Origin of the sequence: Streptomyces sp. 8L, assembly GCF_020176795.1 — a bacterium.
In the GTDB taxonomy this organism is placed as follows: domain Bacteria; phylum Actinomycetota; class Actinomycetes; order Streptomycetales; family Streptomycetaceae; genus Streptomyces.
In genome coordinates this window covers 1-23,094 of record NZ_JAIUKE010000139.1, presented here as the reverse complement: position 1 = coordinate 23,094, position 23,094 = coordinate 1, and the positions used below count along the sequence as shown (strand labels likewise).

Annotated in this window: 18 protein-coding genes and 1 pseudogene; 9 read left to right on the top strand and 10 right to left on the bottom strand. The window is 70.2% G+C overall.

Annotation, left to right across the window (positions count from 1 at the left end):
* Positions 1–3 precede the first annotated feature (3 nt).
* The 4 genes from LCE31_RS13700 to LCE31_RS13685 are packed head-to-tail and all read right to left on the bottom strand — an operon-like array spanning position 4 to position 4,462.
* Positions 4–1,032, bottom strand: a complete 1,029-nt coding sequence (locus LCE31_RS13700; protein ID WP_225014502.1) for a cysteine synthase family protein — start codon at positions 1,030–1,032, stop codon at positions 4–6.
* A 52-nt stretch (positions 1,033–1,084) separates the two neighbouring features.
* Positions 1,085–2,455 (bottom strand): Y4yA family PLP-dependent enzyme, encoded by a 1,371-nt coding sequence (locus tag LCE31_RS13695; RefSeq protein ID WP_225014501.1) that lies wholly within the window; start codon positions 2,453–2,455, stop codon positions 1,085–1,087.
* Positions 2,446–3,441 (bottom strand): ornithine cyclodeaminase family protein, encoded by a 996-nt coding sequence (locus LCE31_RS13690; protein WP_225014500.1) that lies wholly within the window; start codon positions 3,439–3,441, stop codon positions 2,446–2,448. Before LCE31_RS13690 ends, LCE31_RS13695 begins: the two co-directional genes overlap by 10 nt.
* 31 nt (positions 3,442–3,472) lie before the next feature.
* The gene (locus LCE31_RS13685; protein ID WP_225014499.1) at positions 3,473–4,462 is read right to left on the bottom strand and encodes a TauD/TfdA family dioxygenase; all 990 of its coding nucleotides are present in this window, start codon (positions 4,460–4,462) and stop codon (positions 3,473–3,475) included.
* Between the two features lie 375 nt (positions 4,463–4,837).
* On the opposite strand from LCE31_RS13685, the gene LCE31_RS13680 reads away from it, so the two are divergent.
* The 4 genes from LCE31_RS13680 (at position 4,838) to LCE31_RS13665 (ending at position 9,745) form a co-directional block, all read left to right on the top strand.
* Positions 4,838–6,397, top strand: a complete 1,560-nt coding sequence (locus LCE31_RS13680; protein ID WP_225014498.1) for an ABC transporter substrate-binding protein — start codon at positions 4,838–4,840, stop codon at positions 6,395–6,397.
* 119 nt (positions 6,398–6,516) lie between these two features.
* Positions 6,517–7,407, top strand: a complete 891-nt coding sequence (locus tag LCE31_RS13675; RefSeq protein WP_225014509.1) for an ABC transporter permease — start codon at positions 6,517–6,519, stop codon at positions 7,405–7,407.
* Complete coding sequence (locus LCE31_RS13670) at positions 7,404–8,249, top strand: ABC transporter permease (RefSeq protein WP_225014497.1); 846 nt, start codon at positions 7,404–7,406, stop codon at positions 8,247–8,249. The genes LCE31_RS13675 and LCE31_RS13670 overlap by 4 nt, the downstream gene beginning before the upstream one ends.
* Complete coding sequence (locus LCE31_RS13665) at positions 8,246–9,745, top strand: ABC transporter ATP-binding protein (RefSeq protein WP_225014496.1); 1,500 nt, start codon at positions 8,246–8,248, stop codon at positions 9,743–9,745. Before LCE31_RS13670 ends, LCE31_RS13665 begins: the two co-directional genes overlap by 4 nt.
* A 70-nt stretch (positions 9,746–9,815) precedes the next feature.
* On the opposite strand, the gene LCE31_RS13660 is transcribed toward LCE31_RS13665, so the two are convergent.
* Positions 9,816–10,688 (bottom strand): ABC transporter substrate-binding protein, encoded by an 873-nt coding sequence (locus LCE31_RS13660; RefSeq protein ID WP_225014495.1) that lies wholly within the window; start codon positions 10,686–10,688, stop codon positions 9,816–9,818.
* Between the two features lie 389 nt (positions 10,689–11,077).
* Here LCE31_RS13660 and LCE31_RS13655 point away from each other — a divergent pair, with 389 nt between their 5' ends.
* The 4 genes and pseudogenes from LCE31_RS13655 to LCE31_RS13640 all read left to right on the top strand — a co-directional run bounded on the left by LCE31_RS13655 (position 11,078) and on the right by LCE31_RS13640 (position 15,436).
* Positions 11,078–12,028 carry a FecCD family ABC transporter permease gene (locus LCE31_RS13655; protein ID WP_225014494.1) on the top strand — a complete coding sequence of 317 codons (951 nt, stop codon included), beginning with the start codon at positions 11,078–11,080 and terminating at the stop codon, positions 12,026–12,028.
* Positions 12,025–13,077 (top strand): FecCD family ABC transporter permease, encoded by a 1,053-nt coding sequence (locus LCE31_RS13650; protein ID WP_225014493.1) that lies wholly within the window; start codon positions 12,025–12,027, stop codon positions 13,075–13,077. The genes LCE31_RS13655 and LCE31_RS13650 overlap by 4 nt, the downstream gene beginning before the upstream one ends.
* A gap of 669 nt (positions 13,078–13,746) precedes the next feature.
* Positions 13,747–14,352 carry a hypothetical protein gene (locus tag LCE31_RS13645; RefSeq protein ID WP_225014492.1) on the top strand — a complete coding sequence of 202 codons (606 nt, stop codon included), beginning with the start codon at positions 13,747–13,749 and terminating at the stop codon, positions 14,350–14,352.
* A gap of 295 nt (positions 14,353–14,647) precedes the next feature.
* Positions 14,648–15,436, top strand: a pseudogene (locus LCE31_RS13640) (IS5 family transposase).
* On the opposite strand, the gene LCE31_RS13635 reads toward LCE31_RS13640, so the two are convergent.
* The 5 genes from LCE31_RS13635 to LCE31_RS13615 all read right to left on the bottom strand — a co-directional run bounded on the left by LCE31_RS13635 (position 15,426) and on the right by LCE31_RS13615 (position 20,688).
* Positions 15,426–15,665: a hypothetical protein gene (locus tag LCE31_RS13635; RefSeq protein ID WP_225014510.1), complete on the bottom strand. Its 240-nt coding sequence runs from the start codon at positions 15,663–15,665 to the stop codon at positions 15,426–15,428. The pseudogene LCE31_RS13640 and the gene LCE31_RS13635 overlap by 11 nt on opposite strands.
* Before the next feature lie 90 nt (positions 15,666–15,755).
* Positions 15,756–16,280, bottom strand: coding sequence for an O-acetyl-ADP-ribose deacetylase (locus LCE31_RS13630; RefSeq protein ID WP_225014491.1), 525 nt, complete (start codon positions 16,278–16,280; stop codon positions 15,756–15,758).
* Between the two features lie 47 nt (positions 16,281–16,327).
* On the bottom strand, positions 16,328–17,746 hold the full coding sequence (locus LCE31_RS13625; RefSeq protein WP_225014490.1) for a phytoene desaturase family protein: 1,419 nt from the start codon (positions 17,744–17,746) through the stop codon (positions 16,328–16,330).
* A gap of 310 nt (positions 17,747–18,056) precedes the next feature.
* Positions 18,057–18,878 (bottom strand): inositol monophosphatase family protein, encoded by an 822-nt coding sequence (locus LCE31_RS13620; protein WP_225014489.1) that lies wholly within the window; start codon positions 18,876–18,878, stop codon positions 18,057–18,059.
* A 1-nt stretch (position 18,879) separates the two neighbouring features.
* On the bottom strand, positions 18,880–20,688 hold the full coding sequence (locus tag LCE31_RS13615; protein WP_225014488.1) for a gamma-glutamyltransferase family protein: 1,809 nt from the start codon (positions 20,686–20,688) through the stop codon (positions 18,880–18,882).
* A 606-nt stretch (positions 20,689–21,294) separates the two neighbouring features.
* Between LCE31_RS13615 and LCE31_RS13610 the strand changes: the two genes are divergently transcribed.
* The gene (locus tag LCE31_RS13610; protein ID WP_225014487.1) at positions 21,295–22,965 is read left to right on the top strand and encodes an APC family permease; all 1,671 of its coding nucleotides are present in this window, start codon (positions 21,295–21,297) and stop codon (positions 22,963–22,965) included.
* Positions 22,966–23,094: the final 129 nt, after the last annotated feature.

Here is a 23,094-nt window from a genome sequence, read left to right as displayed (position 1 = left end):
GGGTCACCGGTTCCTGCGGAGCTTGGTGAGCAGTTCTTCGACATCACGTTCGGTCTCGGGACTGAGGAGACCCCGCTCGGCCATCCAGTCGTCGTTGAACACGGTGTCGAGGTACTTCTCCCCGCCGTCGTTGACCAGGGCGACCACGGTGGTGCCCGGGGGAAGGGAGGGAAGGCGGGTCAGGGCCTCGTGGACGACGCCGCCGGCCGAACCGCCGATCAGTAGCCCTGTCTTGGCGACCGCGCGGCAGGTGGCGAACGCCTCGATGTCGCCCACTTTGACTCCTTCGTCGATGAGGTCGAAGTCGACCAGGGCGCCTATCTCGGCTCCTTCAGGTGTGCCGGTACCGGACTGGTGGTAGTCGTGGGCCGGTCCGCCGAAGGCGATGGAGCCCTTGGGCTCGACCCCGATGACAGTGAAACCAGAGACGCGCTTGGCCAGTTCGCGTCCGGTACCGCACAGCCCGCCACCGGTGCCGACAGCGCCGACGAGTACGTCGATGGTGCCGTCGAGGGCCTCGGCGAGCTCGTGGGCGACGGGAAAGTAACCCACACCGTTGGCGGGGTTGTTGTGCTGTTCGGTGAAGACGGTGTTTTCCTGGCCGTGTGCCATGTCCGCGGCGAGTTCCTCGCGGGCCGCGGTGGCCAGTTCCTCGGTGCCGTCGCCGACGACGTAGACCAGTTCGGTGCCCATGGCTCTCATGGCGCGGAGCTTGTCCGCTGCGGCGTGGTTGTCGACCACTGCGGTGAACGTGTAGCCGCGTTCTGCGGCGATCACGGAAAGGCCGAGGCCGGTGTTGCCGGAGGTGGACTCGATGATCCGTCCTCCGCTTCGCAGTTGCCCGGTGTTCTCGGCGGCGTCGATCATGGCGCGGGCCATGCGGATCTTCGCCGTGCCAGTGGGGTTGAACATCTCCAGTTTCAGCAGGAGGCGGCTGCCGGTCTCGGTGGTGGCCAGTTCCAGCAGAGGGGTGTGGCCGATCAGGTCGGACACGCGTGAGACCACGGCGGGCCGCAGGGGGACTCCGGACATCAGAGGACTCCAGTGAGGGGCTTCGGGGCGGCGGGTGACGGTCCGGTGCCGGTCAGGCCCGGTGGCGGTCCAGCCGCCAGCGCGGTCGGGACCTTTCGGTGTGGTCGATGACGACCTTGGGAGGCAGGGGCAGGTCGTGGAAGGGGGATTCGTTGGAGTCCATCTGGTAGCCGGCGGTGTTCGGATACAGCAACAGGTCTCCCTGCCGGGGCCGGTGAGCGAAGGCGATCTTGCGCCACGTCAGCATGTCCGACTCCAGGCAGGTGGCTGCCCCGACGCTGGCGGGGAACGTCCCGGCGGGCGCGTCCGTTCTGGCGGGGATCAGCAGCGGGTCGGGGACGTACTCGCTGTTGAACCACTGCTCGGACAGGCTCAGGCTGGTGCCGTCCACCGTGAGGAGTTGGTAGCCGTCGCGGTCCTTGACTCCGCGCACGGTGAACACGGTGGCTCCGGCCTGGTCCAGAAGGGCGCGGCCCGGTTCCAGGAGAAGTTCCACCCCGCTGTCGTCGAGCGCTCGGGCGAGTGTCCCCCCGGCTGCCTCGGGGTGGGCCTCCAACAGGGCGGCCAAGGCGTGGGCGCCGGAGGCCGGAGAGTGATAGGGGTAGAAGTCAGCGGTCCTGAAGGTTCTGCCGGCGTGGTAGTGGACGGGCTTCTGCTTCGCGAGGAACGTATGCCAGCTGTCCGGGTCGGTGTAACTGACCGGCAGGCCGCCTCCGATGGAGATCCGGCCGGCCTCCAGTCCCATCATCCGCGCCTCGACGCACCGCTCGATCAGACGGGCGGCCAGGTCGGCGCGCGGCTGGAGGGCATAGCCGGACAGGTGGAAGCTGAAGCCCTCCATCCGCAGAGCTTCACCGGCCTCGACACACCGCGTGAGGGCGGTGGCGAGTTCGCCGTCGGTCATGCCGAACCGGCTGTGCGGCTGCGTCGGGGGCAGGACGCGCAGCAGGATGCGGGCCGGACGCACCCGCCCGGCCAGCGCGGTGGTGATCACCGCGTCGAGTTCGTCGAGAGCGTCAACGGCGATCAGCGCGCCGTGGGTCACGGCCAGCCGCAACAGGGCCGGGCCCTTCGCGGGTCCGGTGACCACGACGTGCTCTCCGCGTACGCCGTGACCGAGTGCCTCGCGCAGCTCGTGGGCAGACGCCACGTCGACACCGGCACCGTTCGCCGCTGCCCGCTCGACGAAGACGGCCGCCTTGTTCGCCTTCTTGGCGAAGTAGATGAAACCGTCCACGCCTGCCGTGGCGAGGGCCCCGCGCATCGCGCGGAGGTTGGCGGTGAAGGCGTCGGGGAGCAGGAAGTGGAAGGGCCCGCCGAAGGCGTGGGCGAGCTCGGGAAGCAGGCCGGACCCCACCACCGCCCCGGTGGCGGCGTCCGGCAGGACCGGGAGGGCGGGCCAGGGTTCGGCGCTCACTGCCACAGGGCCACCTCGGTGCCGAGCCCGGCGTCCAGGGCGAGCTGCGCGAAGCGGTGTCCCAGGGCGATGTCGGTGACCACCAGACCGCTGTTGTACGCGAAGATTCGCTCGTTGGAGGAGACGCGCCCGGCCGCGGAACCGGCCAGGACGGCGGGAAACTCGCAGTCCACGGCGGGAAGCTTTCCCTGGGCGTCCGCCATGTCGGTGCCGGTGAGGTTCATCTGGGCCTCGCTGGTGGCGATAACCCGGTCGGCGCGGTGCAGGGTGGAAGGCGCGAGGCCGTGGCCGACGAGGACGGACAGCGCGCCCTCCTTGAGCCACTCGGCCTCTACGGCGGCCGGCGTGTGACCGCCGGCGGTGGCCACGATGACATCGGCTTCTCCGGCCGCCGCCCGCAGATCGGAGACGATCTCGACGTCGCGCCGGGGGAAACGGTCCCGGATTTCCCTCTCCACGGCCGCGAGCCCGTCCGGGTGCGTACCGGACACCATCAGCCTCTCGAGGCCGGGCAGCGCGGTCACGAGGAAGGGGAGGGCGAGCCTTCCCTGTGTGCCGGTGCCGATGACCAGCGCCGTCCTGGCATCGGGCACGGCCAGCTCGCGGGCGAGCAGCGCGGAGACGGCGGGGGTGCGCAAGGAGCCGACCCTGGAACAGTCCAACAGGGCGACCGGCAGGCCGGTCACGTCGTCGTAGAGGGACAGGGTCGTGTAGTAGTGCTGTTCCTCCCGGCCCTTGTCGAGTCCGTGCTTGTAGGAGGTCTTGACGGCGACGACCTCGCGAGTGCCGTCACGGCCCAGCATCGCGTACGAGACGGAGTGCCCGTCGCCGGGCTTGACGGTGAGTTTGCGCGGGTTGTCGGACAGGCCGTCCGCCAGGGTGCGGTACGCGCCTTCGACTGTCGCGAGTACGTCCTCGAGTGAGATGTCGATGCCGGCCAGGTCGCTGGTGGACAGGATCCTCAGGCGGCGGTCCTGGGTGAAGTCGGGCACGGTGTTCCTCCGGTCGGTCGCTGTGGGTGCGTCAGCTCGTGCGCGCTTCGAGGGCGGCCTGTCCGTAGCCGTGTTCGCGGGCTTCCGTCTCGGGGCGGGTGCCGCGGCCGGGGACGCGGACGGAGGCGCGCTTGAGCCAGCGGTCCGTCCCGTCGTAGCGGGCCTGGAACGGGACGCGCCCATGGACGACGACGTCGTTGTCCACGACGAGGACGTCCCCCGGTTCCAGGCTCACCGCGACGGACACACGGGCCAGTTCGTCCTCCAGGCGCCGGTACGCCTGACGCCATGCCTCGTCCGCCAGCTCCAGCGGGGTGTAGGCGGGGTCGAAGCGCAGGGTCAGGCCCTCGTCGGTCCCGAAGAGCGTCGGGACAGGCGCGGGACGTCCGGGGAAGTGCTTGGCCTGCTCGTAGGCGTCGTCCGGCAGGATCGGCACGACCGGTCGCCTCAGCTGCTCGACATCCCCTTCGGACAGGGAGGTCCTGCGGATGCTGGCCGCGGTGGTGGCGATGTCGTCGTGGTTGCGCATGCAGCACAGCAGCAGCAGGTGGGCCCTGCCCGGGTGGAAGGCGTCCTCGGTGTGCGGACTGAGCAGGACCGAGCTGGACGCGCCGGTCTGCTGACTCTCGTGTCCGGGTGACGGGACGATGTTGTGCACGAACCGGCCGTCCTGCTGGCCGTCCCAGGCGATCGGCGTACCCATCAGTGTGGAGACGAGCAGGAGGACGACGTCCCACAGCGCGCCGGTGTCGCCGGCTGTGGACCAGTGGCCGGGGGTGGGGCCGAGCGTGGTGTCGTCCGGGCGGAGGCCGCGCAGGACGAAGAGGCCGTCGTCGGTGTCCACGGGGCGAAGGGCGCCGCGTATGCCGTCGCCCAGTCGCGCGCATGCCCGGGGCAGGGCCGCGAGCAGCGCGGGCGAAGTGGCGGACCCGTGGGCGGCCAACAACTCGAAGGCGGCAGAGGTCAGTTCGGACGCCGCGGCGGCGTCGAGAGGGCGTACCGGGGCAGGGCAGGTGGGCACGGTGGCACCTTCCAGGACAGGGTGAATCGGAGCGCGGGCATGCGGCGTCGCCGCACCGGCTCCAAGTGAGGGAGGGGGGTTCTGAAGGGCCGGGCACCAAGCGATCGAGGCGCCTTCGGACACCAGGAACGTAACAAGACTGTCTAGGTGAGGCAAGCCTAACTTCGAGATTCGACTACATCAACGTAGTCCTATTTTCGACGGTTCTGCGCATCCCTGATGGCTGCTCAATTGGCTGCGTGAGCAGGGGATATGGCGCTTCGTGGCTCGGCGCCGAAGAGTCCCGGCCACGAAGGGGGCGGCTTGCGGACTGCGGCTGATTTAGGTTAGGTGACCCTAAGAAACGTGCAGTGCTCACCCGAGACGAGGACAGACGTGGATGTCACGAGACGACAGCTGTTGTGGGCCGGCGGCGCCATCGGCGCGGCCGGTCTCCTCGCGGGCTGCGGCGGCAGTGGCGGGGGCTCCGATGACACCGCGGCCTCCGGTGCGCCCACCGAGACGCCCCGCTCTGGTGGCACCTTGCGCGTCGGAGCGTTGGGGCACGCCAGCGCCATCACCCGGGACCCTCACGGCACCCAGGCCAACGAGAGCGACTACCTCATCATCGCCCTGGTCTTCGACACGCTCACCGTTCCCGGAGCTGCCACCAACACCGCCCCACGTCTCGCCGCCTCGTGGACGTCGTCCACGGATCTGCGGACCTGGAGGTTCAAGATCGCCAAGGGTGCAGTGTTCCACGACGGCACCCCGGTAACGGCCGACGACGTCGTGTGGTCCCTGAAACGGCTGCGCAACACGCCCTCCGGCGAAGCTCGCCTCCCCGGCATCCAGGCGAAGAACATCAGGGCCGATGGCGAGGACACGGTCGTGGTCGTCTCCGACTACGCCAACGCGGATTTCCCGCTCCTGACACGTTTCACCACGTTCGTCCTGAAGAAGGACACCCCGAGCTCCCAGATAGCCAAGGCGCCAGGCACCGGCCCGTTCAAGCTGGACTGGTTCCGCGACGGGAACGCCCGCCTGGTGCGCAACGACATGTGGTACGGAGGGACCGTGCACCTCGACGCGATCGAGGTCACGATGTTCGAGACCCCACAGGCGATGGCGAACGCGCTGCTCGTCGGGCAGATCGACCTCGCTTCCAACGCCGGCGCGGTCGCGGCGCGCACGGCGGAGCCACGCAAGGACATCCAGGTGCTGCGCCGCCCGAACGACATGGCGATGCCGATCGTGATGCGCACGGCCAAGGGCAGTCCCTTCGCCGACGAGCGGGTCCGTGAGGCCATGCGACTGATCGTGGACCGCGAGGCCATGGTCAAGCAGGTCCTCTCCGGGTACGGCACCGTCGCCAACGACATCCTGGGCACCGGCGATCCCGACTACGCCAAGGACATTGCCCAGCGCGGGCGCGACCTGCCCAGGGCCGGAAAGCTGTTGAAGGACGCAGGCTTCGACCTGTCGAAAACCTACGAACTGGTCACCACCGAGGACATCTCCGGGCTCGCCGACTCCGCGACGCTGTTCGCCAACCAGGCACGAGAGGCCGGTGTCAAGGTCAAGGTCGTCAAGCAGGAGTCTGGTGCCTTCTGGCAGAAGACGTGGAAGACCGGCGACTTCTACACGACCTACTGGGGCACCAACGACTCCGTCGTCTTCTTCGCCTCCAAGACGATGGTCAGCGAGGCGGGCCAGAACGAGACGGGCTGGGACGACGCGGGGTTCGACGCCGCCTACCGGAAGGTCATCAGCACGGCGGACCCGACGAAGCGCGCGGTCGCTCTCAAGGAACTCCAGCAGATCGAACACGACCGCTCCGGCTACCTGCTGTGGGGCATGGCCGACGGCATCGACCTGGCCGCGGCGAAGGTGCGCAACCTGCCCAGGCTGCCCGGCTACGGCAGGGTCCAGCTCGAAGACGTGTGGCTGAGTTGAGCAGGACGGCCGATTCCGGCCCGGTGGTCGCTCCTGGACCGGAGGTGGTGGCCACCGGACCGCGCCGAGCCGCCCGCATCGCTGTGCGCGTTGCGAGTCTCACGGCACGCCGTGTGCTGATGCTGGTCACGCTGCTCGCGTTGGTGTTCGCCGCGGTCGAACTGCTGCCCGGAGACGCGGCCAGCGCCACGTCCGACCGCGGAGCGAGCGCGGCCGACCTCGCCGCACGCCGTCACCTGCTGGGACTCGACCGACCGGTGTGGCGGCGCTTCCTCGACTGGATGACCGGGCTGCCCACCGGGAACCTCGGCACGTCGGCCCGCGGACAGAAGGTCACCGACCTGCTCGCGGACCCTCTGCCCAACACCCTCGTCCTCGCGGCGAGTGCGTTCGCCATCACAGTGGTCCTTGCCCTGCTGCTGGGGTGCTGGACCGCGGCACGGCCCGGCCGCCTGGCCGACCGCGTGATCTCCCACACCTCGGTCGCAGCGTTCGCGGTGCCGGAGTTCGTGGTCTCCGCCCTGCTGCTCCTGGTGCTGTCCCTGTGGACGGGCTGGCTGCCCGCGGTCACGGTGACCGGCGGCGACGGCAGACCGGCGTCCTGGACCATGCTGATCATGCCGGTCCTCTCCCTGGTCGTGCCACAGACAGGCTGGAACGCCCGCGTCGTCCGCGGCGCACTGGCCGACCAGGCGTCCACTCCCCACGTCGAGTCGGCGCACCTCGACGGTTTGCCCCCGTACAGAATCCTGCTGTGGCACCAACTGCCCGGCGCCGTCCCCGCCATCGCCACCGGTATCGCCACCTCCACCGGTCTGCTGTTCGGCGGAGCCGTCGTCGTGGAGGCCCTGTTCAACTACCCCGGCATCGGGACCGTCCTCGCCGGAGCGGTCGCGGCGCGCGACACCCCGCTGATCGCCGGAGTCGTCATGTGCGCCGGTGCCGTCGTCAGCCTTGTCCTGCTGGTCGCCGACCTCATCCGCCACGCGACCCTCGGAGCCCGCGCATGACCGCCGTTTCGCCGCTGTCCGCACGCAGGATCTCCCTCCGGCCCAAGGCCGTCGCACGTGTGGTCGTGGTAGTCCTGCTCCTGCTGTTCGCACTTGCCGGCCCGCTCGTCGCTCCGCACGCCCCCGACGACCCTGTCGGTGTGCCGTTCGCCGCCCCGGGCGGCGGTATGCCGTTGGGCGGTGACCAACTGGGACGCGACGTGCTTAGCCGTGTCCTGCACGGCGGTGCCCTGCTCATCGCCGGCGCACTCCTGGTCACGGTAATCACCACCACGATCGCCGTACTGCTCGGTTGCTTCGCGGTGCTGCGGCCCGCGCTCGGCCGGGTGGTGGAGCGCAGCGCGGACGTCGCGATACTCCTGCCGCCCCTGCTGGGCATCATGCTCATCGCTCTCGCCTGGCCGCGCGGCGGCCGTTGGGCCGTGATCGCCGCTGCCACCGTCCTCGGCGTGCCCTACGCCGTCCGGATCGTGGCCGCTGCGGCGTCCCCCCTTGTCGCCGCGGGCTACGTGGAAGCCGCTCAGGGGCGAGGAGAATCCACCGCCTACATCGCCCTGCGTGAGATCCTGCCCAATCTGCGTGCCACCACGCTCACCCTCTTCGGCCTCCGGTTCGTCGAAGCCGTCTACGTCATCTCCATGGCCGGTTTTCTGCAGATCGGCCCCCAGCCGCCCGCGTCCGACTGGTCGCTGATGGTCCGCGAGAACGCCTCCGGCATCCTCCTCAACCCCTGGGCCGTCATCGCCCCCAGCTTGGCGATCGCTCTGCTGGCCATCACCGTCAACCTGATCACACTCTCCCTGGCACCCGACACCACAGCGAAGGCGGTGACCCGCTCGTGAGCGACATCGTCCGTACCCACCCCGCGTTCCCCGCCCCCGGCGGCTCGCCACAGCCACCTCTGATCACTGCCACCGATCTCGAAGTCCGTCTGCCCGAAGGGCCGATCCTGCTCCCTGCGACGAGCGCCCGGATCCACGCCGGACAGGTCACCGCCCTCACGGGAGCGTCCGGCTCGGGCAAGACCACCCTGCTGCGCGCCTTCCTGGGGCATCTCCCTCCCGGCGCCCTTGTGACGGGCTCCGTGGACGTGCTCGGGAAGACCCCCCACCTGCTGTCGGTCGACGAGCTGCGGGCCCTGCGCCGCAGTGCCGTGGCCTACGTCGGCCAGGATCCCGGTTCCGCCCTCAACCCCCGTATGACTGTGCGCCGGCTGGTCGCCGAACTCGCCACCGACCGGACCGAAGAACGGATGCTCGATGTGCTGGCCCAGTGTCGCCTACCCGTGAACACGGGTATCGCCGACCGCAGGCCAACCACCCTGTCCGGCGGCCAGCAACGGCGGGTAGCGCTAGCGCGCGCTCTGGCACGCCGTCCGCGGGTTCTCCTGGTGGACGAACCCACCGCCGGGCTCGACGCCGAAGTGCGCGACGAGATCGTCCAGTTGCTCCGGCACCTCGCGACTGATCACCATCTCGCGGTCGTCGTCGCGACCCACGACCCGCATCTTGTCCGGAACTTCGCAGAACACACCGTCCAGCTCGCCACGAAGACCCCTTCCGCGCCGCGTACCCAGACGGTCGGCCACAGGCCCGCGACGGCCGGCCGGAGGACCGATGGCTCCGGCGACGGCGTCGCTGCCCGGAGGATTGATGCGTTCTTCCGCGACGGCAGCCTGCGGCGCCAAGTGCTCAGCGATGTCGACTTCACCGCGGCTCCCGGTTCATCCTCGGCCGTCGTCGGGCCTTCGGGGTCGGGCAAGACCACTCTGCTGCGCGTCCTGGCCGGGCTCCACCCCGCTCACACCGGAGTCCTCAGTCTGGACGGCCGCCCACTCGCCACACGTGTCCAGCGCCGCATGCGGGAACAGCAGCGCCGCATCCAACTCGTACCGCAGAACCCCCAGGCCGCGCTCAACCCCCGCCACACCGTCGGACAGCAGCTGGGCCGCCCACTGCGCCTGTATGCGGACCTGCCCAGGAGTGTGCGGCCCGATCGTGTGTCCGAGCTCTTGACGCAGGTCGATCTCCATCCCGACTGCGCCCACCGGTACCCGGGCGAACTCTCCGGCGGACAGCGCCAGCGCGTCTCCATTGCGCGTGCGCTCGCCGCCGACCCCGACATGCTGCTCTGCGATGAGGTGACCTCGGCGCTCGACGCCGAGACCGCTGTCGAAATCATGGACCTCCTCGCCCGGCTGCGTGTTGAGCACCGGATGACCCTGGTCGTGGTGTCCCACGAGCACCACTTGGTCGCCCGGTACACGGACACCGTCCACCTACTCGATACCGGCCGCATCATTGACAGCGGCCCCGCCGCCGGCCTCCTGCCCGCGTAGCCTTCGTCTGCGAGGTTCGTGCCCCTGGTCCGTGCCGCCGAGTGTCGACTCAGCGGCACGGACGGAGGGTTCACTTCCCGAGGTGCTCCTTGAGGACGGAGAGCACGTCACGGGCTGCCGTCGGGCCGGTGTTGAGGTAGAACACGTCGTCGTCGACGGCTACCGCCGTCTTCTTCGACACCGCCTGAAGAGTGGGCCAAAGAGGTGCGTTGAGGAGCGGGGACGCCTTGGCACTCCCGCCCTGCACCCCGTAGAACAGCCAGTCGGCATCCGCGCGATCCAGCTGTTCGCTGCTGATGTTTTCGGATGTCTTGTCGAACTGCTGGCTCTCGGGCCGCTCCAGGCCCGCGTCCTCGGCGATGCTTCCGGTGAAGGAGGGCACTCCGAAGACGCGGAGTTTGCTGCCGTTCTTCCTCAGGAACGAGACCGTGGCGGGCTTGCCGAGCTGCTTGCCCAATGCCGCAGCGTCGGCATGGAAGGAGTCCAGGAACCGCTGGGCCTGTTGGGTCTTTCCCACCGCGTCCGCGAGAAGCAGGAAGTCCTGCTTCCAGTACAGACCCGTCCCCTGCGTCGCGACGGTTGGGGCCAGTGCGCTCAGCGATGTGTAGAGCGACTTGGCGTCCTTGCCCGCGGTGTTCATGAGGATCAGGTCGGGTTTGATGTTCGCGATGGCTTCAAGGCTCGGCGCGAAGCGGGAACCCACATCGGCGACCGACGCGAGCTGCTTGGCGTCCTGGGGGAAGTCCCGCTTGAGGTAGGCGGGGATGAGGTCGGCGCCGTCGCCGCGGGTGGAGCCCGCTGGGACGATGCCGAGCGTCAGGAGCGCGTCCGCCTCGCCGGTGGATATGACGACGACCCTCTTGGGGGCTGCTTTGAGAACAGTTGGTCCTTCGAAATGCTTGACCGTACGAGGGAACACACCGTCGCGTGCCCCGCTGCCCATACCCGCCGGAACAGCGCGAGGGGCGGTGTGAACGACCGCCGAAGTAACGGGCGCGCTTGTGGCTTTGCCGGCCGGTGTTTCGCTGGAGCACCCAACGAGCGAGAGTAGGGCGCCCAGGGACACGGCGGAGATGCCTCGCAGGGTCCACCGGTGGTTGAATCTTGTCATAGGAGATAGCTTAGGCTTACCTAAGTGATGCACCTCCTTCTTGAACCTGGTGGCTTGCATCACACCGCACCCGAGACGTCCCGCACACCTCTGAAAGAACACAACTTGTGAGAACCCCCTCGGAGCCGGAGCAGGCTCGGACACCGAGCCCCCCGGCGCCTGCGCTCGGCGACGCCCGCCGGGCACGCAACACCAGGCGGACGTTGGGGTGGTTCGCCTGTGTGGTGGTAGTGGCCTTGCTGCTGATGGTCAGCCTGGCGGTGGGTTCGCGCACCATCCCTCTTGACGGTGTGTGGCAAGCGCTCACTGGACATGGCAGCGCGGCGGAGACGGTCATCGTCTGGCAGCTTCGCATGCCCCGTACAGCCCTGGGTTGCGTCGTGGGCGCGGCGTTGGGCGTGGCCGGGGTGGTGATGCAGTCCTTGACTCGCAACCCGCTGGCGGAACCTGGACTCGCCGGTGTCAACGCCGGCGCGTCCTTCGCCGTGGTAATGGCCATTTCGGTCTTCGGGGTGCGGAACACATCCGGTTACGTGTGGTTCGCCTTCGCCGGCTCCGTGCTCGCCGCACTCGCCGTCCACGGACTCACACGCCGGAACACGTCTGCGGGTCAGCACACAAGGCTGGTCCTGGCCGGCGCCGCCGCGTCCGCCACTCTGGGAGCGGTCACCGGCATCCTCACGATGTTCGACACGGACGCCTTCGACTCCTACAGGTTCTGGGTGGTCGGCGCGTTGGAGGACAGGGGTGCGTCCGCCCTGCTCGCGGCGGTCCCGTTCGTGACGCTGGGAATCGCCCTCGCCCTGCCGCTCGGCCCCGCGCTCAACGCCCTTGCCCTGGGGGAGGAACAGGGAGCGGCGCTGGGGCTGCGGACGGGCGCGGTCCGCGCCGTCGGCCTGGTCTCGGTCATCCTGCTGTGCGGGGCGGCCACCGCGGCGGCCGGGCCGATCGCGTTCGTCGGACTGGTCGTTCCCCACGCCCTGCGCATGATGCTAGGGCCCGACGTGCGATGGCTTCTCGCTTACGCCGTCCCGGCCGGCGCGGCTCTCGTCCTTGTCAGCGACATCGTGGGACGAGTCGCAGCGAGGCCGGACGAGATCGAGGCGGGCATCGTGACCGCCTTCTTCGGTGCGCCGGTCCTCATATGGCTTGTCAACAGGAGGCGAGCGTGAAGTCCCGCAAGGGGTCCCGAAACGCCCATGTGGATCTGCGTCTTTTCCTGGGCGGCTCCGTGCGACTGGCCCGCCGTGCTCTCTGGGCGGGGGCGATCATGGCTCTCGCGTGCCTGCTGGTCAGCGGTTTCGGCCTCTTCACCGGGACGTATCACATCAGTGTGGCCCGGGTGCTGGACGTGCTGGGAGGTGGCGGAAATACCACCGAGCACTTCATCGTGATCGACCAGCGCATGGCACGTCTGTGTGCGGCCCTGCTGGTCGGCGCGTCGCTCGGGCTGGCGGGTTCTCTCTTCCAGACGCTGTCACGCAATCCGCTCGGCAGCCCCGACATCATCGGCTTCACCACGGGGTCGACGACGGGCGCTCTGACCATTCTCCTCGTGGCGGGGGGAAACGCGGCGCTGGGAGTGGGCGGCGGCGCGGTGCTCGGCGGACTCGCGACCGCCGCTCTCGTCCAAGTCGTCTCCAGCGCGCGGGGCGCCGCCGGCGGCAACAGGCTGGTCATCACCGGTATAGCCGTGGGGGCGATGCTCGCATCGCTCAACGACTACCTCATCATCCAGGCCGACGTGGAGGCGGCAGAGAGCGCCAAGACGTGGACATTCGGGAGCCTGAACGCCATCACCTGGGATCAGGTGAGGCCCGCAGCCGTCTCCTTCCCCCTGCTGTTCGGTCTCACCGTCCTGATTGCTCGTCCCCTGCGGATGATGGAGATGGGCGACGACGCGGCAGCGAGCCTCGGCATCCGAGTCGAGCGTGTCCGCCTGGCGGCGCTGACGGTGGGCGTGGCGCTGACAGGCACAGCCATCGCGGTCACCGGGCCGATCGGGTTTCTCGCGCTGGCAGCCCCGCAGTTGGCCCGCCGGGCCGGACGCGTGCCCGGGATTCCCGTGGCCACGGCGGCTCTGACCGGGGCTCTGCTGCTGTGTGCGGCCGACTTTCTGGCCCAGCGCCTGCTGGAGCCGTTCCAGATCCCGGTGGGGCTCGTGACGGGGGCTCTCGGAGGGCTGTACCTGATGTGGCTGCTGTGGCGCCAGAAGGCGTGAGCGTAGCTTCCCCGCGTTGCCGTCCGGGTCGTTGCTCTGCTCCTTGCGTATATCAGTGCAGAGGAGTGGGGAGTGTGACCTCGGTCTGGTGTGAGCCCGGACCGCCTTGTTCCGCGATGTGCGATCCTGACCCCGGCTTCACCGAGTGTTTCGAAACGTCCGCCATCGCATCCCGGTGATGGCCTTCTGCGGCTTCCACCGCATCCCCGGAAGCGGCGGCATTGCCTCAGAGCCGCGGCCCACTTCCGGTCAGCTCCGGGCCGTGCAGCGGCGGGAGTAGGTGGCACGACGGATTCAGGGCCCAACGGGAGGCCTGCGACAGGAGGTTTCGCCACGGAGGTTCTGCCGGAGGAGTCTCGTACAGCCAAGGCGGCGCAAGGGTTTCGGCGGAATGACCCATTGGACTGCCATGAAATAAGGGAAGGCTTCCCTCATCGTCTACATTAACGTAGACTCCATCATGGCGACGGCAACGTCTCGACACGCTACGGGCAGGAGAATGCGAGGTCAGCCGGGGGCGAGCATGTTCGGAATCCCTTTTGTCGAATCCCCACACCGGATCGCGAACGGTTCGCGCGGCGGCGACGGGGTGCGGGGCCCTTCACGGCTCCGCAGTTCCATGTTGCTGCTGACTGCCGACGCGCAATCAGGACCCGCCCGGGAAGGCGGATGATGTACAACACTCAAAGGCCGAGTGCCGATTCGATCAAGGAGGCCACGCCCCAGGCCGAACAGGTGGTGGGCTGGCTGGTCGATCGCGAAGAGGTGGTACGGACGCTCCAACTCTCGTTCGGCGCTCTGCCGAGCCAGCGGGACGAGCGTCTGTCGCATATGTCCGACGTCCTCCAGGCCACGGCGCAGGGCCTCGGGGCACGTGCGGCGGCCGTGTGGGCGGGTGTGCCCGAGCATCTGCTGCGGACGTGGCTGAAGGACGACCAGGTCTTCGCCTCCGCGGTCGAGGCCGCTTCCGCGTTGGCCACGGCACACGGAGTCGATCGCAGCAGCGTGAGAACGCCGGCCACGGTGCGTGTGATCATTTTGGCGATAAGCAAGGGACTCTCCTGGGAGACAGCCGTGGAGACGGTCGGACTCAGCAGCTACAAACTGCGCGTGCTGTGGAGAGATTCTCCTATGCTGGCCGCTCTGGTCGACGCGGCGCGGCGCGCTCGGCTCCGTAAGCCAAAGAGATTCGTGCCGCCGAACTACCGGCCCAGGAAGCCAGGCCGCAAGGTCGCCACGCACGGCTACCGCCTTGTGCGTCGCGACGGATCGTAGATGTGAGGCAGAATTCTCGCTTCCGGTCGAAGCCGTTGGCTGCCGCCCGCCGGTAGCCGCCCGCTTGCGGAGACCGGTCCGAGTTAGACGGTGGCCCGTCCCCCACGGTCTCGGCGGTCGCCAAGCCGAAAGTAGACGAAATGGGCGCCTCCCGCGCCACCGCCCACAAGTGGGTCCGCCGAAGGCTGCCGCCCTGGACGACCGTCCCAGCCGGCCACGCACGACCCCGCACCGTACTCCGCCTACATCGAGACCCTGATACGCCAGCTGCGGCGCGAAGGGTCTTGCTGAGCGGTTGGTGCCGGACGAGTTGCGGGAGCTGTTTCGGCGGGTGGTGCCTCCGACGGAGGTCATACGCCCGCAGGGCGACGGTCGACGGAGAGCCGGTGATCGCGAGGTGTTGACGGCGATCGTGTTCGTGGCGACGTCCGGCTGTTCCTGGCGGCAGCTGCCACCGGTGTTCGGGCCGGCCTGGCCCACCGTCTACCGGCGTTTCACCCAGTGGTCCAAGGCACGGTTCTGGGTCCGGCTGCATCGGGTCATCCTCGACGAACTCGGCGCTCGCGGTGAGTTGGACTGGTCGCGTTGCGCCATCGACTCCGTCAGTGTCCGGGCCTTCAAAGGGGGCAGCTGACAGGACCGAATCCGACCGACCGCGGCAAGAACGGATCGAAGATCCACCTCATCGTCGACCGATCGGGTCTGCCCATCTCGAGGGGGATCTCTGCGGCGAATACCCATGACAGCCTTGCCCCGCAGCCCCCTGGTGAAGGGCATACCACCCGTCCGCAGTCCGCACGTGCCGCGACGGCGCCGGCCGCACAAGCTGCACGGCGACAAGGGCTACGACTACGACCACCGGCGGCGATGGCTCCGCGAGTGTGGCATCACACCCCGCATCGCCCGCCGCGGCAAGGAAAGCTCCGCCCGCCTGGGCCGCCACCGCTGGGTCACCGAACGCACCATGTCCTGGCTGGGCGGCTGCCGCCGCCTGCACCGCCGCTACGAACGCAAACCCGAACGCTTCCTGGCCTTCACAGCCATAGCCACCAGCCTCATCGACTACCGCAGACTCACCAACTGAAACGATGTCTAAGCGCCTGCTCTGACACGGTGACCTGGCCGTCGGCGTCGTGTTTGTACGTCGTCGCGTGCTGCTCGGGGTCCGTGGCCTTGGTCGTCCCGGCGGCCCTGGGCGTCCCGCCGGCACTGGGCGTACTGGTGTCGTAGTCGTAGGTCCAGGTCGGGCAGGTGTGGCCGTCGCCGTCGAAGCCGGTCCCGCAGGGTGGCGCCACTTCTTTGGATGTCACCATCACATACCTGCCGCACCCACACTGCTCGTGCCGCGCCGGCACCTTCAATGGGGACCAGGACCAAGGAAACACTTCACCACCGGCAGGCAATCAACCGACCTGCGCCGCGAACGCCTCATAGACTCGCTTGTCGAAGAGTACGAACCTGACCTCTTCGACAGCGGTGTCCGCCTCCCGCACCGTCTCGACGGCGACACGGGCCGCGTCCTCCGGCGGCCATCCGTACGCACCGGCCGAGATCGCTGGGAACGCGACCGTCCGTGCGCCCAACTCATCGGCCACGCGCAGGGATTCGCGATAGCAGGACGCCAGGAGCGAGGGGCCCTCGGCGGAGGCGCCGTACACCGGGCCCACCGTGTGGATCACCCAGCGGGCGGGCAGCCTGCCCGCCGTGGTCGCGACGGACCGGCCGGTGGCGAGGCCGCGCCCGTAGTGCCCGGCGCGCAGCTCGCGGCAGGCCGCGAGGATCTCGGGGCCGCCCGCGCGGTGGATAGCGCCGTCCACTCCCCCGCCTCCGAGCAGGGACGAGTTGGCGGCGTTGACGACGGCGTCGACCTGCTGCTCCACGATGCTGCCCGCGACCAGTGTCAGTGCTGCCCCGGCCATGGCCGTCATCCCTCTCCCGGGTCGTATGTGCTTGTCATCATGGTGCGTTCACCGTCCTACGGGCGGTTGCGCAGGCTCCGCCACACCGCTTTCGCGGCGTTGTGACCGCTCATGCCGTGCACACCGGGCCCCGGCGGTGTCGCGGAGGAGCAGAGGAAGACCGAGGGGCGGGGGGTGGTGTACGGCGACAGTGAGAGCTTCGGGCGCAGCAGCAGCTGGAGGCCCTGGGCTGCGCCGCACGCGATGTCGCCGCCCACGTAGTTCGCGTTGCGCAGGGCCAGTTGCGGCGGGCCCGCCGTGGCGCGCGCCAGTACGAGGTCGCGGAAGCCGGGTGCGAAGCGGTCCAGCTGCCGTTCCACCGCGTCCGTGAGATCGCCCGTCCAGCCGTGCGGGACATGCCCGTACGCCCAGAAGACGTGTTTGCCCTCGGGTGCGCGGGTCGGGTCGACGAGGGTGGGCTGAGCGGTGATCAGGAACGGGACCTCGGGTGCCGTGCCGGAGTACGCCTGCTTCAGGGCGCGGCCCATCTCGGCGCTGGTCGGGCCGATCTGCACGGTGCCGGCGCGCCGGGGCGCCTCGGCCGTCCACGGCATGGGCCCGTCCAGGGCGTAATCGATCTTGAAGACGCTGGGCCCGTACCGGTACCCGTCGTAGTAGCGGCCGAGCCCCGCGATACGGGCGAGGGCCCTCGGCGAGGTGTCGAAGACATACGCGCGGGCCGGCGGGAGGTCGTCGAGGCGCTTGACCTCGAATCCGGTGTGGACGGTGCCGCCGCACGCCCGCAGGTATCCGGCGAGCGCGTCCGAGATCGCCTGCGAGCCGCCCCGCGCCACGGGCCAGCCGACCGCGTGCGCGGCGAGCGCGAACATCAGCCCGATCCCGCCCGTGGCAAGGCCGTTGAGCGGCGAGATGACATGCGCGACGAGCCCGGCGAACAGCGCTCTGGCCCGCTCGTCGCGAAAGCGGCGCACCAGCCATCCGTACGGCGGCAGCCCGGCGACGCCGAAGCGCGCGAGCGTCAGCGTGTCGCGGGGCAGCCCGCGTGGCGGCAGGGTCAGGAAGTCCTGCGCGAGCGTGTCCCAGCGGCCGAGGAACGGCGCGACGAGGCGGCGGTACGCGCCCGCGTCGCGCGGTCCGAGCGACGCGGCCGTCTCCGCGACCGAGCGCGCGAGCACCGCGGCCGTGCCGTCGTCGAAGGGATGCGCCATCGGCAGTTCGGGATGGAGCCAGGTCAGGCCGTACCGCTCCAGAGGCATCGCGTTGAACGCGGGCGACCCGGCCCCCAGGGGATGCACCGCGGAGCAGGGGTCGTGCCGGAAGCCCGGCAGGGTCAGCTCCTCGGTCCGCGCGCCGCCGCCGACGGTGCCCTCGGCCTCGAACACCGCGACGGACATCCCGCGCCTGGCCAGCTCGGCTGCGGCGGTCAGCCCGTTCGGGCCCGCACCCACGACAACGGCATCGAGCATCGACGGCACCTTCGGACTCCTTCGTCAGCCGACGGTCTGAGGCCCCAGGATATTCCGGGGCTCCGGCCCCCGGGGCGGCGGTACGGCTCGGCGCACGCGTGCGGACGCGCCGGTGCGGGCGCGGGCGCGCACGGATGTGCGGACACCCCGGCGCAGGCGCGCGGATGTGCGGGCATCCGGCGCCGGTCGGCGCCCTCGGGCGGACGGCCGGCGGACCCGGGGCCGGCCCGAGACGCACGCGCGGACCGGCGCCCGGATGACGCGCGGGCTCACGCGCGGACCGGCGCCCGGATGGAGGGACGCGCGGGCTCACGCGCCGTCAGGCGCCCAGCAGGGTCCGTCGTACGTGCCGGGCGGTCGCCTCGGTGCGTGCCGCCGTGAACGGCAGTGCGTTGCCGCCGGTGACGCGGTACGGCTCGCCGCTGAGCGTGAGATGCGCGCCGCCCGCCTCGCTCACCAGGAGCAGCCCGGCCGCGTGGTCCCACGCGTACTCCCAGCCGTACACGACGGCGTCCAGCTCGCCGGTGGCGACGGCGAGGTAGTCGAGGCCGGCGGAACCGCTGCCGCGGGTCACGCCGGGGCGGCCTTCGAGGCCGCTCAGGGCGCGTTGCCCCGCGGCGGGGGCGAAGCCCGGGTGGGACATGGCGATCCGCAGCGGGCGGCCCGGCTCGGGCGGCCCCGGGTGCAGCACCGCGCCGTTCAGGCGTGCGCCGCGGCCGCGTACGGCGACCGCCATCCGGTCGGTGGCCGGTGCGTACGTCCAGGAGGCCAGCACCTCGCCGTAGCGGGCGAGCGAGACGAGGGTGCAGAAGCCGGGCTCGCCCGCGACGAACACACGGGTGCCGTCGACGGGGTCGACGATCCATACGGGCGCGTCGCCGCCGAGCTCCTCGTACACCGCGGGATCGGCGTGCACGCTCTCCTCGCCGACCACCACGGAGCCGGGCACGAGCGCGGTCAGCTCGCGGGCCAGGTACTCCTCCGCGCGCCGGTCGGCGACGGTGACGAGGTCGTGCGGGCCGCTCTTCTCGGTGATGTCGGCCGCCGAGAGCTGCCGGTAGCGCGGCATGATCTCGGCCGCGGCGGCGGCCCTGAGCACCGCCTCGACGGCCGCGCCCGCGGGAACGCGGAAGCCCGGCACGTCAGCGGCCCACCGCGTAGCCCTGCATGCCGCGCGGGTTCGCGGCGGCGGACAGCACCCCGGTTTCGGGGTCGCGGGCGACGGCGCACAGCCTGCCCTCCGACCAGTCGTCGCCCACGGTCACGTCGTGGCCGCGCCGGCGCAGTTCCTCGACGGTCCCGGGGTCGGTGCGGCCCTCGACGGTGAGCGAGCCCGGCACCATCGCACGCGGGTAGAAGGAGCCGGGGAAGCTGTCGGTGTGCCAGTTGGGGGCGTCGATGGCGCCCTGGAGGTCGTATCCGCCGCGCACCCGTCCGCGCAGGGCGAGCGCGAGGAAGAAGTGGAGCTGCCACTGGTCCTGCTGGTCGCCGCCCGGGGTGCCGAACGCGAGGACCGGCACGCCGTCGCGCAGCGCGAGGGACGGGGTGAGGGTGGTGCGCGGACGGCGGCCGGGCGTCAGGGAGTTGGGCAGTCCCTCCTCGACCCACATCATCTGGAGGCGGGTGCCGAGCGGGAAGCCGAGTCCGGGCACGACGGGGTTGGACTGGAGCCAGCCGCCGCTGGGCGTCGCGGCGACCATGTTGCCCCAGCGGTCGACGATGTCGATGTGGCAGGTGTCGCCCCGGGTGCCGCCGTCCTTGGCGACGGTAGGCTCGCCGGCCCCGGCCCTGGGCGTGGGCAGGTGCCCGGTCTCCCCGGCGGCGACGGCGGTGGCGTGCGCGCTGATCCTCGGTGCCCGGCCGTCGGGGCGGCCCGGCCGCAGCGCGCGGGAGGCCCGCTCGCCGATGAGGGCGCGGCGCTCGGTGTTGTACGGCTCGGACAGCAGGGTGCCGAGGGGCACGTCGGCGGCGTCGCCGTACCAGGCCTCGCGGTCGGCCATCGCGAGCTTGGTGCCTTCGACCAGCCGGTGGACGTAGTCGGCCGAGCCGTACGCGGGCAGGTCGGCCGCGCGGGACGGCAGCAGCGCGAGCTGCTGGAGGAAGGCGGGGCCCTGGCTCCAGGGGCCCGCCTTGCACAGCGTCCAGCCGTCCCACTCGTAGGTGGCGGGCTCCTCGTAGGCGGCGGACCAGCCGGCCAGGTCGGCGGCGGTGAGGGTCCCGGTGTGGCGCTCGCCGCTGGTGTCCATGGTGGGGCGGGCGGCCTGGGCGACGAGGGCCTCGGCGACGAAGCCCTCGCGCCAGATCCGGCGGGCGGCCTCGATCTGGGCGGTCCTGTCGGCGCCGCCCTCCGCCTCGGCCTCGGCGATCAGCCGGCGCCAGGTGGCGGCGAGCGCGGGGTTGCGCCACAGCTCGCCGGGGCGCGGGGCCCTGCCGCCCGGCAGGTACAGCTCTGCGGAGGACGGCCACTCCGTCTCGAACAGCTCCCGTACGGTCTCGACGGTGTCACCGACCCGCTCGACGGGGGCGTGGCCGTCCTCGGCGTAGTGGATCGCGAATCGCAGGACCTCGGCGAGCGGCCGGGTGCCGTGGTCGCGCAGAAGCGTCATCCAGGCGTCGAAGGCGCCGGGCACGGCGGCGGCGAGCGGGCCCGTGCCGGGCACGAGGTCGAGGCCGAGGGAGCGGTAGTGCTCCACGGTGGCGCCGGCCGGGGCGACGCCCTGGCCGCAGAGCACCTGGACGGGGCCCGAGGCCGGCGCCAGGATGATCGGCACCTCGCCGCCGGGGCCGTTGAGGTGCGGTTCGACGACGTGCAGCACGAAGGCGCCGGCCACGGCGGCGTCGTACGCGTTGCCGCCCGCCTCCAGGACGGCCATCGCGCTCTGGGAGGCGAGCCAATGGGTCGACGCCACCATGCCGAAGGTGCCTTGCAGGGTCGGCCTTGTCGTGAACATTCGCTGTGCCACCTCGCCTCTCGTCGTACGGGACAGCTCCCGGAACGCGGGCGGGCCGTCGGCCGGGGAGCGGCCTGGGCCGCCCCTGACCTGGGCCAGGAGCCGCACCGGACGCCGAGCAGACTATCGACAGGCGGCGCGGGCGCCGGTCGGCGTCCACACTCCGGGCGGGCCGCGCCGCTGGGCCGGGCGGGCGCGCGGCGACTGGGCGGACGGCAAGGCTCCGGGGCGACATGGGCCCCGCCGGGCGTGCGGCTCGGGGTCTCCGCCGGGCGCGCGGCGCGGCCCGGGCTCCGTTCCGTGCCGGATCTCCACGATCCCTTTTGATCAGATTGATGCCACATGGCAGCGCCATCTGTTCGCACACGTCGCACGACCGTGTCCAAATCGAGAGGTTGTGGACCGAGTTCGAGGGAAGCAGTCAGCCCAGCACGTACGTATTCACTGCGGAAACGCGGGCGAAACGGCACATCCGCCCACGGGTCCGCCCACGCCCCACCGAGCCATCCCATCAAGGAAACCCAGGTCAGAGACTTGATTTCCACTCGGCACGGCGTGCTAAGGATGAGAGCTGCTTGCGGGACCATGAGCCAGAGGGAAGATCGAATGACCACGATTGAAAAACCGTCGGAAGGGCGTGCGGAACAACCGCGGCTGCGCCGGGACATGGGCCGCGTCAGCCTCCTGTTCGCCGGCGTCGGGTCCATCATCGGATCGGGCTGGCTGTTCGGCGCGCTCAACGCCGCCAAACTCGCGGGACCCTCGTCCATATTCTCGTGGGCGATAGCCGCCGTCATGATCGTCCTCATCGGGCTCTGCTTCGCGGAGTTGGGCACGATGTTTCCCGTTTCGGGCGGTGTGGTGCGCTTTCCGCACCTTTCGTTCGGTTCCTTCGCCAGCTACACCATGGGCTGGATCACCTGGATCGCCGCCGCCACCGTGGCGCCGATCGAGGTGGAGGGCGCCTTGCAGTACGCCACGAAATGGGCGCATTTCACCGATTTCCATCCGGTGACCGGTGCCTACACGCTGACAGGCCTCGGCTATGTGATCGCCGTCCTCGCCATGGCGTTCTTCGTCGCACTGAACTACTTCGGCATCCGGTGGTTCGCGCGGGTGAACAATGTTCTGGTGTGGTGGAAGCTGGTGGTCATCCTGGTGGTGATCGTGGCATTCCTGGTCACGGCGTTCCACGGGCACAACTTCAACGCCAAGGAGTACGGCGGCTTCACGCCGGGCGGCGCGAAGGGCATCTTCACCGCCATCTCCACGGCCGGCATCACGTTCTCCTTCCTCGGCTTCCGCCAGGGTGTGGAGCTCGCCGGTGAGACCGACAACCCCAAGCGCAACGTGCCCTTCGCGGTGATCGGCTCCGTGCTGCTGACCGGTGTCATCTACGTCCTGCTGGAGATCGCGTTCATCGGCGCCGTGCCGAAGCACGACCTGACGTCGTCGCACGGCTGGCTCAACCTCGCGTTCACCAACGACTTCGGCCCGCTGGCCGCCATCTCCAGCGCCATCGGCCTGGGCTGGCTCGCGTACGTGCTGTACGCGGACGCGGTGATCTCGCCCGCCGACACCGGCCTGATCTACACGACGGTCACCGGCCGCATCTCGTACGCGATGGCGCGCAACAAGAACGCGCCGGAGGGGCTCGCCAAGACCACCCGTCGCGGTGCGCCGCTGGTCAGCCTGATCGTGACGTTCGTCATGGGTCTGATCGTCTTCCTGCCGTTCCCGAGCTGGCAGCAGCTGGTCGGGTTCATCACCTCGGCCACGGTGCTCTCGTTCGGTTCGGGCCCGATCGTCCTCGCGGCCATGCGCCGTCAGATACCCGACCAGCCGCGCCCGTTCAAGGTGCCGGGTGGGGACATCATCCCGTTCCTCGCGCTGTACTCCGCGAACCTGATCGTGTACTGGGCCGGCTGGAACACCAACTGGAAGCTGTTCGCCACGATCGGTATCGGCTTCGTCCTCCTCGCCGTCTTCCAGATCCTCGACAAGGGGAACGCGCCGAAGCTGGACTGGAAGGCCGGTGCCGTCTGGGTCATGCCGTGGCTCGTCGGCCTCGCCCTCATCAGCTGGGTCGGCGACTACGACGGCGGCCTCGGCTGGATCGGGCTCGGCTGGGGCTTCCTGGTCAACCTGGTGCTCGCCGCGATCGTCTACCTCCTCGCCCTGCGGGTGAAGCTGCCGCAGACGCGGGTCCTCGAACACATCGAGGAGGCCCGCGAGGAGAGCCGCATCGAGGCCGAGGAACTGGGCGGGGCCCACTGATCCCGCCCGCCCCCCGCGGCCCGCCCCCCCCGCCCCGCCGCCCCCCCCGGCCCCGCCCCCCCCCCGCCCCCGCCCCCGCGGGTCAGGGTGCAGGCCCCCCCGCGGACGGGGCCCAACGGGGCGCCCGCC